Origin of the sequence: Mycobacterium sp., assembly GCF_035640695.1 — a bacterium.
Lineage (GTDB): Bacteria > Actinomycetota > Actinomycetes > Mycobacteriales > Mycobacteriaceae > Mycobacterium.
In genome coordinates this window covers 63,366-76,695 of the sequence record NZ_DASQVQ010000001.1, presented here as the reverse complement: position 1 = coordinate 76,695, position 13,330 = coordinate 63,366, and the positions used below count along the sequence as shown (strand labels likewise).

10 protein-coding genes are annotated in these 13,330 nt (G+C 67.0%); 8 read left to right on the top strand and 2 right to left on the bottom strand.

What is annotated here, in order from left to right; translation table 11 throughout:
• Window positions 1–326 precede the first annotated feature (326 nt).
• The 6 genes from aceE to VE759_RS00320 all read left to right on the top strand — a co-directional run bounded on the left by aceE (window position 327) and on the right by VE759_RS00320 (window position 8,614).
• Window positions 327–3,116 carry a pyruvate dehydrogenase (acetyl-transferring), homodimeric type gene (gene aceE / locus VE759_RS00345; protein ID WP_324927066.1) on the top strand — a complete coding sequence of 930 codons (2,790 nt, stop codon included), beginning with the start codon at window positions 327–329 and terminating at the stop codon, window positions 3,114–3,116.
• A gap of 62 nt (window positions 3,117–3,178) precedes the next feature.
• Complete coding sequence (locus VE759_RS00340; RefSeq protein WP_324927063.1) at window positions 3,179–4,465, top strand: PucR family transcriptional regulator; 1,287 nt, start codon at window positions 3,179–3,181, stop codon at window positions 4,463–4,465.
• A gap of 128 nt (window positions 4,466–4,593) precedes the next feature.
• Window positions 4,594–5,502 carry an ACP S-malonyltransferase gene (locus tag VE759_RS00335; protein ID WP_324927060.1) on the top strand — a complete coding sequence of 303 codons (909 nt, stop codon included), beginning with the start codon at window positions 4,594–4,596 and terminating at the stop codon, window positions 5,500–5,502.
• Window positions 5,503–5,588: 86 nt separating this feature from the next.
• Window positions 5,589–5,891, top strand: coding sequence for a meromycolate extension acyl carrier protein AcpM (gene acpM / locus VE759_RS00330; RefSeq protein ID WP_324927057.1), 303 nt, complete (start codon window positions 5,589–5,591; stop codon window positions 5,889–5,891).
• Window positions 5,888–7,138, top strand: a complete 1,251-nt coding sequence (gene kasA, locus VE759_RS00325) for a 3-oxoacyl-ACP synthase KasA (RefSeq protein WP_324927054.1) — start codon at window positions 5,888–5,890, stop codon at window positions 7,136–7,138. Before acpM ends, kasA begins: the two co-directional genes overlap by 4 nt.
• A 54-nt stretch (window positions 7,139–7,192) precedes the next feature.
• Window positions 7,193–8,614, top strand: a complete 1,422-nt coding sequence (locus VE759_RS00320) for an acyl-CoA carboxylase subunit beta (protein ID WP_324927051.1) — start codon at window positions 7,193–7,195, stop codon at window positions 8,612–8,614.
• Window position 8,615: 1 nt separating this feature from the next.
• Here VE759_RS00320 and VE759_RS00315 read toward each other — a convergent pair whose 3' ends face one another.
• Window positions 8,616–10,154, bottom strand: coding sequence for a glycerol-3-phosphate dehydrogenase/oxidase (locus VE759_RS00315; RefSeq protein WP_324927048.1), 1,539 nt, complete (start codon window positions 10,152–10,154; stop codon window positions 8,616–8,618).
• On the bottom strand, window positions 10,151–10,729 hold the full coding sequence (locus VE759_RS00310) for a helix-turn-helix domain-containing protein (RefSeq protein ID WP_324927045.1): 579 nt from the start codon (window positions 10,727–10,729) through the stop codon (window positions 10,151–10,153). Before VE759_RS00310 ends, VE759_RS00315 begins: the two co-directional genes overlap by 4 nt.
• A 47-nt stretch (window positions 10,730–10,776) precedes the next feature.
• On the opposite strand from VE759_RS00310, the gene VE759_RS00305 reads away from it, so the two are divergent.
• Window positions 10,777–12,357: an FAD-binding oxidoreductase gene (locus VE759_RS00305; protein WP_324927238.1), complete on the top strand. Its 1,581-nt coding sequence runs from the start codon at window positions 10,777–10,779 to the stop codon at window positions 12,355–12,357.
• Entirely contained in the window at window positions 12,354–13,268 is a 915-nt protein-coding gene (locus VE759_RS00300; RefSeq protein ID WP_324927042.1) for a diacylglycerol kinase, read from the top strand. The genes VE759_RS00305 and VE759_RS00300 overlap by 4 nt, the downstream gene beginning before the upstream one ends.
• Window positions 13,269–13,330: the final 62 nt, after the last annotated feature.

Genomic DNA, 13,330 nt, shown 5'->3' with positions numbered 1-13,330 from the left:
ACGTCCGGTATGCGGGGGCTTCCGTCCCGTTGCCCACGGCCTTGCCACTCGTGACGCTCGTGCAGCCAACCACGATCATCAGCGCTGCGGACAGCATGCCGGCAACCGATCCGCCGATTCGCCAGCGCCGCAAGGCAGCCGCGGTGCGACCGTGGCGCCCCGGTCCCAACGGCGGGAGGGCCGATCCGTTCAGCACGGTGAATGACGTTACCGGTTCGCTGGTCCGATCGTCGGTACTGGGCAGTAACCACCACCGGTGGTGCATGTGCGGCACGATGGGGGGACGATAGGCAGGTGAGCCTGCACCGCCTACCAAGGAGCGGAAGTTGACCACCGAGTTCGTGCGCCAGGATCTGGCGAAAAACTCAAGCACGCCAAACGAATCAGACCGCGTGCGAGTGATCCGCGAAGGCGTGGCATCGTATTTGCCGGACATCGACCCCGAAGAGACCGCCGAGTGGCTGGAGTCATTCGACGAGCTGCTGGCGCGATCCGGCCCGGCGCGGGCCCGTTATCTGCTGCTGCGGATGCTTGAGCGGGCCGGCGAGCAGCGGGTCGCCATTCCGGCGTTGACGTCCACCGACTACGTCAACACCATCCCGACCGAGTTGGAGCCGTGGTTCCCCGGCGACGAGGAGGTCGAACGCCGATACCGCAGGTGGATACGGTGGAATGCGGCGATCATGGTTCACCGGGCGCAGCGGCCGGGCGTCGGCGTCGGCGGGCACATCTCGACCTACGCATCGTCGGCGGCGCTCTACGAGGTCGGCTTCAACCACTTCTTCCGGGGCAAGTCGCATCCCGGCGGGGGCGACCAGATATTCATCCAGGGTCACGCCTCCCCCGGCATCTACGCCCGTGCCTACCTGGAGGGCCGGCTGACCGCCGACCAGCTCGACGGTTTCCGTCAGGAGCACAGCCATCCCGGCGGCGGGCTCCCGTCGTACCCGCATCCGCGGCTGATGCCCGACTTCTGGGAATTCCCCACGGTCTCGATGGGCCTCGGCCCGCTGAACGCGATCTACCAGGCGCGATTCAACCATTACCTGCACGACCGCGGCATCAGGGACACCTCCGACCAGCATGTCTGGGCGTTCCTCGGCGACGGCGAGATGGACGAGCCCGAAAGTCGCGGGCTGGCCCATGTCGCGGCTCTGGAGGCGCTCGACAACCTGACCTTCGTCGTCAACTGCAACCTGCAGCGACTCGACGGCCCAGTGCGCGGCAACGGCAAGATCATCCAGGAGCTGGAGTCGTTCTTCCGCGGTGCCGGCTGGAACGTGATCAAGGTGGTCTGGGGACGCGAGTGGGACGCCCTGCTGCACGCCGACCGCGACGGTGCACTGGTGAACCTGATGAACACCACGCCCGACGGGGACTACCAGACGTACAAGGCCAACGACGGCGCCTACGTGCGCGAGCACTTCTTCGGCCGCGACCCGCGGACCAAGGCGTTGGTGCAGAACATGTCCGACCAACAGATCTGGGATCTCAAGCGCGGCGGCCACGACTACCGCAAGGTGTATGCCGCCTACCGCGCGGCGATGGAGCACAAGGGCCAGCCCACCGTCATTCTCGCGAAGACCATCAAGGGGTACTCGCTGGGCAAGCACTTCCAGGGCCGCAACGCCACCCACCAGATGAAGAAGCTGGCGATCGAAGACCTCAAGTACTTCCGCGACGCGCAGCGAATCCCGGTGTCCGACAAGGAACTCGAGGAAAATCCATACCTGCCGCCGTACTACCACCCCGGGCCCGACACCCCGGAGATTCGCTACCTGCTGGACCGCCGGCGCGCGCTCGGCGGCTTCGTGCCGGAGCGCCGGACGAAGTCCAAGGCCCTGACGCTGCCCGGCCGTGACACGTACAAGGCTCTCAAGAAAGGCTCCGGCAGCCAGGAAGTCGCGACCACGATGGCCACGGTGCGGACATTCAAAGAACTCTTGCGCGACAAGGAGGTTGGCCCTCGCATCGTGCCGATCATTCCCGACGAGGCACGCACATTCGGCATGGACTCGTGGTTCCCGTCGCTGAAAATTTACAACCGCAACGGCCAGCTCTATACCTCCGTCGACGCCGAGTTGATGCTGGCCTACAAGGAAAGTGAAGTCGGCCAGATCCTGCACGAGGGCATCAACGAGGCCGGCTCGACCGCCTCATTCACCGCCGCCGGCACCTCGTATGCCACACACAACGAGCCGATGATCCCCGTGTACATCTTCTATTCGATGTTCGGTTTCCAGCGCACCGGTGATGGCTTGTGGGCCGCGGCCGACCAGATGACGCGCGGCTTCGCGCTCGGTGCGACGGCGGGTCGCACCACGCTGACCGGAGAGGGCCTGCAGCACGCCGACGGTCATTCGCTGTTGCTGGCGGCGACCAATCCCGCTGTGGTGGCCTATGATCCGGCATTCGCCTTTGAGATCGCCCACATCATCGAAAGCGGTCTCGCCCGAATGTACGGCGAGAATCCGGAAAACGTATTCTTCTACCTCACCCTCTACAATGAGCCGTACGTGCAGCCGCCCGAACCCGATAGCCTCGACGTCGAGGGCCTGCTGCGCGGCATCTACCGCTACCGGCCCGCACCCGAGAAGCGCTCCTACGCCGCGCAGATTCTGGCGTCCGGCGTTTCAATGCCCGACGCGTTGCGGGCCGCCGAAATGCTGGCCGCCGACTGGGACGTGGCCGCCGATGTCTGGTCGGTCACCAGTTGGGGTGAACTGAACCGCGAGGGTGTCGAGATCGACAAGGAAAAGCTGCGCCACCCCGAGCGCCCGGCGCGGCTGCCGTTTGTGACGCAGGTGCTGAACGACACCCGTGGGCCCGCGGTGGCGGTGTCGGACTGGATGCGCGCCGTGCCAGAGCAGATCCGGCCGTGGGTGCCCAACACGTTCATCACCTTGGGCACCGACGGGTTCGGGTTCTCCGACACCCGGCCGGCCGCACGCCGTTACTTCAACACCGATGCCGAATCGGTAGCGGTCGCGGTGCTCGAGGGCCTGGCACGCGACGGAGAGATCGACCAGTCCGTCGCGGTCGAGGCCGCCAAGCGCTACAGGATCGACGACGTGTTGGCCGCGCCCGAGCAGACGTCCGACCCGGGCGTCGCGTAAAGCGCGTGGGTGGCGAGCGCGAGTTGGCGAAAACGTCCAGAAAAGTGGCGTAGGTTTTAGGCATGACCGACAACCGGTTTGTGCCGCCCCGCTCGTCGCTACAGCTGCTCGAGAACGTGCCGGAATCGTTGCTGCGGAAACTCAAGCAATATTCCGGGCGCTTCGCCACCGAGGCGGTCGCGGCCATGCAGGACAAGCTGCCGTTTTTCGCCGAACTTGAGGCGTCGCAACGTGCCAGCGTGCATCTGGTGGTGCAGACGGCGGTGGTGAACTTCGTCGAGTGGATGAGCAACCCGGCGAGCAACGTCGGATATACGGTGCAGGCCTTCGAGGTGGTTCCGCAGGACCTGACCCGGCGCATCGCATTGCGGCAAACGGTCGACATGGTCCGCGTCACGATGGAGTTCTTCGAAGAGGTCGTGCCGATGCTGGCCCGATCGGAGGAGCACGCGACTGCGCTGACCGCCGGAATTCTGCGGTACAGCCGCGACCTTGCGTTCGCCGCGGCCTCCGCCTACGCCGACGCCGCGGAGGCCCGCGGCGCCTGGGACAGCCGGATGGAGGCCAACCTCGTCGATTCAGTGGTACGCGGCGACACCGGCCCCGAGTTGCAGTCTCGCGCGGCGGCGCTGAACTGGGACACCACCGCGCCCGCCACGGTGATCGTCGGCCTGCCCCGGCCCGACCGCGTCGATATCGCCACCGAAGACGTCCGTGACATCGCAAACCAGCACGGCCGGGCGGCGCTGTCCGACGTGCACGGCACCTGGCTGGTGGCGATCGTCTCGAGCGCGCTGGCGCCCGCCGATCGGTTTCTCGCCGACCTGTTGACCGCTTTCTCCGACGGACCTGTGGTGATCGGCCCCACCGCACCGACTTTCACCGCGGCGCACCGCAGCGCAACCGAGGCGATCGCCGGCATGAACGCGGTCGCCGGCTGGAGTGGCGCGCCGCGCCCGGTGCTGGCCCGAGAGCTACTGCCCGAACGCGCACTGCTGGGCGACGCATCCGCGATCGCTGCGCTGGATGCCGAGGTGATGCGGCCGTTGGCCGACGCCGGGCCCGCGCTCACCGAGACGCTGGACGCGTATCTGGACTCCGGCGGCGCGATCGAATCCTGTGCCCGCAAATTGTTCGTTCATCCAAACACGGTGCGCTACCGCCTCAAGCGCATCACCGACTTCACCGGTCGCGATCCGACGTCGCCGCGGGATGCTTATGTCTTGCGGGTCGCCGCGACCGTCGGTCGACTTACCTTTCAGGCGACAAACCCCAGCACAACATTCGCTCCTGTCGGCCCGGTCGCATCCGGCTCCGACGCGCCATCGGCCGTCAACCGTGCGGGCTGACAAATTGCAGAACGGTCTCAATGGCGTCCCATCACATGCTGTTTTGTGGAGCATCCACAAAAAAGTAAGAGAAGGTTCATAATCTCTTACACCGCGTAAATCCAGTTTCACAGTGTTCTCTTAGAGACGTGATTGCGTTGCTTGCGCCCGGCCAGGGATCGCAGACCCCAGGGATGTTGTCTCCGTGGCTTGAGCTGCCCGGTACGGCCGCCCAAATCGACACGTGGTCCAAGGCCAGTGGCCTGGATCTGGCCCGCCTCGGCACCACCGCGTCGGCCGACGAGATCACCGACACCGCCATCACCCAACCGCTCGTGGTCGCGGCCACCCTGCTCGCTTATCAGGAGCTGACGCGACGGGACCTGTCGATCGACGACGAGACGGTGGCCGCCGGGCACTCCGTCGGCGAGATCGCTGCCTACGCGATGGCGGGCGTCATCTCCGCCGACGACGCGGTCACGCTGGCCGCGACCCGCGGCGCCGAGATGGCCAAGGCCTGCGCTAACGAGCCGACCGGCATGGCCGCCGTGCTCGGCGGCGACGAAGCAGAGGTGCTGAGCCGGCTCGACGAGCTGGAATTGGTCCCGGCGAATCGCAACGCCGCCGGTCAGATTGTCGCCGCAGGCCGGCAGACGGCACTCGAAAAGCTTGCCGAGGATCCGCCGGCCAAGGCCCGGGTGCGCCCGCTGGCCACCGCCGGCGCGTTCCACACCCCGTTCATGGCTTCCGCCCTCGACTCGTGGGCCGCCGCGGCGGAGAGCATCGACATCACCGAGCCGACGATCACCCTGTTGTCCAACGCCGACGGACAGCCGGTAGCCTCGGCCGCGGACGCGATGACGAAGCTGGTGGCGCAGCTGATCCGGCCGGTGCGCTGGGACCTGTGCACCGATACCCTGCGTCAGCGCGACGTCGACGCGATCATCGAGTTTCCGCCGGCTGGGACGCTCGCCGGCATTGCCAAACGAGAACTTCGGGGGGTGCCGGCGCACGCCGTCAAATCCCCCGCAGACCTGGATGGGCTGACCGAGCTCTAGGCAGGACTGAGAACCCCCGGCTTGCCGGGCCACAACCGCATATCGACTTTGTTGCAAGTAACAACACCAATGAAGAAGGAGCCACTGTGCCCGCCACTCAGGAAGAAATCATCGCCGGTCTCGCGGAGATCATCGAAGAGGTCACCGGCATCGAGCCGTCCGAGGTGACCGTCGAGAAGTCCTTTGTGGACGACCTGGACATCGACTCACTGTCGATGGTCGAGATCGCGGTGCAGACCGAGGACAAGTACGGCGTGAAGATTCCCGACGAGGACCTCGCTGGTCTGCGCACCGTCGGTGACGTCGTCTCCTACATCCAGAAGCTCGAGGAAGAGAACCCCGAGGCCGCCGAGGCCCTTCGCGCCAAGATTGAAGCCGATCGCGCATGACCCGACCCTCAACTGCCAACGGCGGTTTTCCAAATGTCGTAGTCACCGCCGTCACGGCGACAACAGCGATTTCGCCCGACATCGAGACCACTTGGAAAGGCCTGTTGGCGGGCGAGAGCGGCATCCACACTCTCGAAGACGACTTCGTAACGAAGTTTGACCTGCCGGTGCGGATCGGTGGCCATCTCAAGGAGGGCATCGACATCCACATGACGCGGCTGGATCTGCGGCGCATGTCGTATGTGCAGCGGATGGCCAAGCTGCTCGGCGGCTGGGCGTGGGACGCCGCCGGCGCACCGGAGGTGGATCAGGAACGGTTCGCGGTCGTAATCGGCACCGGGCTTGGTGGCGGCGAGAAGATCGTCGAGACCTATGACCTGATGAACGAGGGCGGCACCCGCAAGGTGTCGCCGCTCGCCGTTCAGATGATCATGCCCAATGGCGCCGCGGCCGTCGTCGGCCTGCAGCTCGGCGCGCGTGCCGGCGTGATGACCCCGGTTTCGGCGTGTTCGTCGGGCTCGGAGGCGATCGCACACGCCTGGCGTCAGATCGTGATGGGCGATGCCGACATCGCGGTCTGCGGCGGCGTGGAGGGTGCCATCGAGGCGTATCCGATCGCGGCGTTCTCGATGATGCGCGCGATGTCGACCAACAACGAGAACCCGGAAAACGCGTCCCGCCCGTTCGACAAGAACCGCGACGGGTTCGTATTCGGCGAGGCCGGTGCGCTGATGGTCATCGAGACCGAGGAGCACGCGAAGGCCCGTGGCGCCAAGCCGCTGGCCCGGCTAATGGGTGCGGGCATCACGTCGGACGCCTACCACATGGTGGCGCCGGCGCCCGACGGGCAACGTGCCGGATATGCGATGAAGCGGTCGATGGAGACTGCGGGGTTGTCCCCCAAGGACATCGACCACATCAACGCGCACGCGACGGCCACGCCGATCGGTGATACGGCAGAAGCCAACGCGATTCGGGTCGCCGGTGTCGAGCACGCCCCGGTGTATGCGCCGAAGTCGGCGCTCGGCCACTCGATTGGTGCAGTGGGTGCGCTCGAGTCGGTGCTGACCGTGCTCACGCTGCGTGACGGGGTCATCCCGCCCACACTGAACTATGAAACACCCGATCCAGAGATCGATCTGGACGTCGTTGCGGGCGAGCCTCGTTACGGCGATTACAAGTACGCCATTAACAACTCGTTCGGGTTCGGTGGGCACAACGTGGCGCTCGCCTTCGGTAAGTACTGATTTGATGCTTACCGGGGCTGACGCCGATCCCCGACGCGCTTCCAGGAGGTTCCAATGACCATCATGGCACCCGAGGCCGTCGGCGAATCGCTTGACCCCCGCGATCCGCTGCTGCGCCTGAGCACGTTCTTCGACCACGGCAGCGTCGCGTTGCTGCACGAGCGCGACCGCTCTGGCGTGCTGGCCGCGGCCGGCACCGTCAACGGCGTGCGCACCATTGCGTTCTGCACCGACGGCACCGTCATGGGCGGCGCGATGGGTGTCGAAGGCTGCCGGCACATCGTCGACGCCTACGACACCGCCATCGAGGAGCAGAGCCCGATCGTGGGCATCTGGCACTCCGGCGGTGCCCGGCTGGCCGAGGGCGTAAAGGCACTGCACGCGGTCGGTTTGATGTTCGAGGCGATGATCCGGGCATCCGGCTACGTGCCGCAGATCTCGGTGGTTGTCGGCTTCGCGGCGGGCGGCGCGGCGTACGGGCCGGCGCTGACCGACGTCGTCGTGATGGCGCCGGAGAGCCGCGTGTTCGTCACCGGGCCCGATGTGGTGCGCAGCGTGACCGGCGAGGATGTCGACATGGCCTCGCTTGGCGGCCCGGAGACACACCATAAGAAGTCGGGCGTGTGCCACATCGTCGCCGACAATGAACTCGACGCGTACGAGCGTGGGCGCCGGCTGGTCGGATTATTCTGTCAGCAAGGACATTTCGACCGCGGCAAGGCCGAGGCCGGTGACACCGACATCGCGGCGCTGCTGCCCGAGTCGGCGCGGCGGGCCTACGACGTGCACCCGATCGTCACCGCGGTACTCGATGACGACGCGCCGTTCGATGAGTTCCAGGCCAAGTGGGCACCGTCGATCGTCGTCGGGCTGGGCCGGCTTTCAGGCCGCACCGTCGGAGTGCTGGCAAACAACCCGCTACGGCTCGGCGGTTGCCTGAACTCCGAAAGCGCGGAGAAGGCCGCACGTTTCGTGCGGCTGTGCGACGCGTTCGGGATTCCACTGGTCGTCATCGTCGACGTGCCCGGCTATCTGCCTGGCGTTGACCAGGAGTGGGACGGCGTGGTTCGCCGCGGTGCCAAGCTCCTCCATGCCTTCGGCGAGGCCACGGTGCCCCGCGTAACGCTGGTGACCCGGAAGATCTACGGCGGGGCCTACATTGCGATGAATTCCCGGTCGCTGAACGCGACGAAGGTGTTCGCTTGGCCCGATTCCGAGGTCGCGGTGATGGGTGCCAAGGCTGCCGTTGGGATTCTGCACAAGAAGAAGCTGGCCGCCGTGCCCGAGCATGAGCGCGAGGCGTTGCACGAACAGCTTGCCGATGAGCACGAGAAGATCGCCGGCGGCGTGGACGCCGCGATCGATATCGGCGTGGTCGACGAGAAGATCGATCCGGCGCACACCCGGAGCAAGCTGACGCAGGCGCTGGCGGAGGCGCCGGCCCGCCGCGGCAGGCACAAGAACATCCCGCTGTAACTTAGCCCACCCGGTCCAGGAATTCCTCCGCCACCCCGACGACGCGGTCGCGGTCGGCGGGCACCAGGCCGATCCGGGTCCGGCGATCGACGATGTCGTCCACATCGAGCGCGCCCTCATGGGTCACCGCGTATTCGAACTCGGCGCGGGTCACGTCGATGCCTTCGGCCACCTGATCGGTCGGACGCGCGCAGGCTGCGGCCGCGACGACGTTCGCGGCCTCGGCGCCGTAGCGGGCGACGAGCGACGACGGCAGCCGGCCGCCCTCGATGACCCTCGACACGGGGTTCGCCGGCGCGCCGACCAGCGGCAGGTTCCGCGTCCGGCAGCCGCGCGGATCGAGGCCCCGCAACTGCACCGCTCGGTTCAGCACGTCCTCGGCCATGTACCGGTACTCGGTGAGCTTGCCGCCGATCACGCTGATGACGCCGGTTGACGACTCGACGACCGCATGATCCCTGGAGATGTCCGCGGTATTGCCGGCACCGGTATCGGCCAGAGGCCGCAGGCCGGCGTACGCGCCGACGACGTCGTCGATAGTCAGCGCGGTGGCCAGCCCGGCGTTGACGGTGTCGAGCAGGAAGCTGATCTCCGTCGCAGTCGGTTGCGGCACATCGGGAATCGCGCCGAGCGCGTCTTCGTCGGTCAGGCCGAGATACACCCGGCCAAGCTGCTCGGGCATCGCGAACACGAAGCGGTTGAGCTCGCCCGGGATTGGAATAGTCAGCGCCGCAGTGGGATTACCGAATGCCTCCGCGTCGAACACCAAATGTGTTCCGCGGCTGGGCCGTAACCTGAGCGACGGGTCGATTTCTCCGGCCCAGACGCCCGTCGCATTGATCACCACTCGCGCCGACACGTCGAAAGCGTCGCCCGAACGCTGGTCGTTGAGCCGGACGGAGTCGCCGGTCACCTTGGAGGCCGCGACGCGGGTGACGATTCTGGCGCCGTGCTGCGCGGCGGTGCGCGCGACCGCGACGACTAACCGCGCGTCGTCAATCAATTGCCCATCATAGGCGAGGAAACCGCCGTCGAGGCCATCCCGTCGAACCGCCGGAACCAGCTCGACCGCCCACGACGCCCCCACACGACGCGACCGCGGCAATGCGGACGACGGCGTACCGGCCAGCCGCCGCAACGCATCCCCGGCCAGAAAGCCCGCACGCACCATCGCCCGCTGGGCACGCCCCATCGACGGGAACAGTGGCACCAGCTGTGGCATCGCGTGCGCGAGGTGAGGAGCGTTGCGCGTCATCAGAATTCCGCGTTCGACGGCGCTGCGCCGCGCGATACCGACATTGCCGGTCGCCAGATACCGCAACCCGCCATGGACCAACTTGGAACTCCAGCGACTCGTGCCGAACGCGAGATCGTGCTTTTCCACCAGAACAACGCTCAGCCCACGACTGGCGGCGTCCAAAGCGACGCCGGCTCCGGTGATTCCGCCGCCGATCACCACCACGTCGACGCGCCCGTTGTCGGCCAGGGCCGCGAGTTCGGCGGCGCGACGAGCAGCGTTGAGCGCGGTGGAGCTGGTCATGACAGATATCCGTTCAATGAATAGCCGAGTTCGGTTGCGAGCGTGTCGTCATCGAGGATCGGTTTGACGATTTGTGCCGACTGGATCGTCGACTGCGTGATCAGTAGCACCATCGCGGCGAGCTGGCGTGGGTCGCCGGCGCGCACGCTGCCGTCGCGTTGTCCCGCCAGCAGCTCCGCGGCCACCGCGTCGATCATGATCTGCTGGCTGCTGCCGAGGCGATCGGCGATGTAGATCATCGCCAGGTCGGGCGCCGACCGGAGCACCGACGTGATCACGTCATCGTGTCGCAGCCGATCGGCCACCGCGACGATCCGCGCGACCAGCGCTTCGCGGCCCGTCCCCCGCGACGGCACGTCGCGCCACGCGCCGGTAATGCGGGCGGTGAGCAGCGCGGCCAGGATCGACCTGGTATCGGGCCACCGGCGGTAGACGGTCGGGCGGCTGACTCCGGCCCGCCGTGCGATTTCCGCGAGGGTCACACGGTCGACGCCGAAGTGCCGGACACAGGTGGCGGCGGCGTCGAGAATCCGGTCGGCGATGTCGACCGATTCAGCGTTACTGATTGACAGCATCTGTAATACTGTAACGCATGCGCGACCTTGATGCCTTACTTCCGCCGATGAAGTGGAACGCCTGGGGCGATCCAGCGGCGGCCAGGCCGCTGTCCGAGGGAATTCGCTCGCTGTTGAAACAGGCGCTCGGCGTCCAGGAGTCGCCGTTGGCCGCGCCCGAGATCCACGACGTGAGGGTGCGGCCGTCGGCGCTGTCGGCGGCGGATCGCGACGCGTTGGCCGACATCGTCGGCACCGAATTTTGCCGCGTCGACGATCGCGGCCGGCTGCTGCACGCCGGCGGCAAGTCGACGCTCGATCTGCTGCGCCGCAAGGACACCGGCGTGCAGGACGCGCCCGACGCAGTGCTGCTACCCCGCGACGAGGACGAGATCGCCGCGACCCTGCGCCACTGCGCCGAGCACCGCATCGCGGTCGTCCCGTTCGGCGGAGGCACCAGCGTGGTGGGTGGGCTCGATCCGGTTCGTGCTGAGTTCGGCGCCGTCGTGTCCCTGGACCTGCGGCGGTTCGACCAACTGCATGCGCTCGACGAGGTTTCCGGCGAGGCCGAACTCGGCGCGGGTGTCACCGGACCCGACGCCGAGCGCCTGCTCGGCGACCTCGGCTTCTCGCTGGGCCATTTCCCGCAGAGCTTTGAATTCGCGACCATCGGCGGCTTCGCAGCGACCAGGTCCTCGGGGCAGAATTCGGCCGGCTACGGCCGCTTCAACGACATGATCCGCGGTCTGCGCGTGATCACGCCGGCCGGCGTGCTCGACCTCGGCCGGGCTCCGGAATCGGCCGCCGGACCGGACCTTCGCGAATTGCTCACCGGATCGGAGGGTGTGTTCGGCATCATCACCCGAGTGCGGCTACGTGTGCACCCGATCCCCGAAACCACTCTGTACGAGGCGTGGTCGTTTCCCGACTTCGACACCGGCACAACAGCATTGCGCGCGGTCACCCAGATCGGCACGGGGCCCACCGTGATCCGGCTGTCCGACGAAGCCGAGACCGGCGTCAACCTCGCCACCGCCGAGGAGATCGGCGAAAAGAGCATCACCGGCGGCTGCCTGGCCATCACGGTGTTCGAAGGTACCGCCGCCCATACCGAGAGCCGCCACGCCGAGACGCGCGCGGTGCTGGCAGCCCACGGCGGCACGTCGCTTGGCGAGGCGCCGGCGCGGGCGTGGGCACGTGGCCGGTTCAGCGCGCCGTACCTGCGCGACTCGCTGCTGGCAGCGGGTGCACTGTGCGAAACGCTTGAGACGGCGACCAACTGGTCAAATATCGCCGCCATGAAAGCCGCGATCACCGCAGCACTCACCAGCTCGCTCGGCGATTCCGGCACACCCGCGCTGGTGCTGTGCCACATTTCGCATGTGTATCCCACCGGCGCGTCGCTATATTTCACCGTCGTCGCGGGCCAGCGCGCAAACCCGATCGACCAGTGGCGCCGCGCCAAGGCGGCCGCGTCGGAGGCGATGGTGCGGTGCGGTGCGACGATCACGCACCACCATGCGGTGGGCGTCGATCACCGGCCGTGGATGCGCAACGAGGTCGGCGACCTCGGCGTCGCGGTGTTGCGGGCGGTCAAGGCGACGCTCGATCCGGCCGGAATCCTCAACCCGGGCAAGCTAATACCTTGAGCCAGCGGCACGATATCGGCAGCGTGACGCTGCTAACCAATCCGATGTCCGGGCACGGCAACGCCCCACACGCTGCCGAGCGGGCGATTGCCCAGTTCCAGCGCCGCGGCGTCGAGGTCTGCGAAATCGTCGGCACCGACGCCGACCACGCGCGCCGGCTGATCGACGATGCACTGGCCCGCGGCACCGATGCGCTGGTGATTGCCGGCGGTGATGGTGTCATTTCCCTCGCGCTGCAGGCGCTTGCCCGCACCGATATCCCGCTCGGCATCATCCCGGCCGGCACCGGCAACGACCACGCGCGCGAATACCGGCTGCCCGCAGGCGATCCCGAGGCCGCCGCGGACGTCATCGCCGACGGCTGGGCCGAAACCGTCGACCTTGGGCACATCCGCGCCAGCACGGGAACGGAGAAGTGGTTCGGCACCGTCATGGCCGCCGGTTTCGACTCGCTGGTCAGCGACCGCACCAACCGGATGCGCTGGCCGCACGGCCGAATGCGGTACAACGTCGCGATGCTCGCCGAGCTGTCGCAACTGCGGCTGCTCCCGTTCCGCCTCGTGCTCGACGGCGGCGAGGAGATCGCCGCCGACCTGACGCTCGCCGCGTTGGGCAACACCAAAAGCTATGGTGGCGGCATGTTGATCTGCCCGAATGCCGACCATTCCGACGGTCAACTCGACATCACGATGGTCCGCACGTCGTCGCGGACCAAGCTGGTTCGGCTGTTCCCCACGGTTTTCAAGGGCACGCACATTCACCTCGACGATGTCACCACCGCTCGCGCGAAGTCGATCCACGTGGAGTGCCCCGGCATCAACGCCTACGCCGACGGCGAGTTCGCGTGCCCGCTGCCCGCCCAAGTGTCGGCGGTTTCCGGCGCGCTGAAGATGCTGAGGCCAAAGACCTAGCCCGAGTGTGAATGTGCCGATGCCACACGCCGCGGCCGCATAGCTATGTTCGCACTCGCGGG

Coding starts and splice junctions, on each gene's coding strand:
- VE759_RS00340 (WP_324927063.1), top strand. CDS start 3,179: ATGACCGACAACCGGTTTGTGCCGCCCCGCTCGTCGCTACAGCTGCTC.
- kasA (WP_324927054.1), top strand. CDS start 5,888: ATGACCCGACCCTCAACTGCCAACGGCGGTTTTCCAAATGTCGTAGTC.
- VE759_RS00320 (WP_324927051.1), top strand. CDS start 7,193: ATGACCATCATGGCACCCGAGGCCGTCGGCGAATCGCTTGACCCCCGC.
- VE759_RS00315 (WP_324927048.1), bottom strand. CDS start 10,154: ATGACCAGCTCCACCGCGCTCAACGCTGCTCGTCGCGCCGCCGAACTC.
- VE759_RS00310 (WP_324927045.1), bottom strand. CDS start 10,729: ATGCTGTCAATCAGTAACGCTGAATCGGTCGACATCGCCGACCGGATT.
- VE759_RS00305 (WP_324927238.1), top strand. CDS start 10,777: ATGAAGTGGAACGCCTGGGGCGATCCAGCGGCGGCCAGGCCGCTGTCC.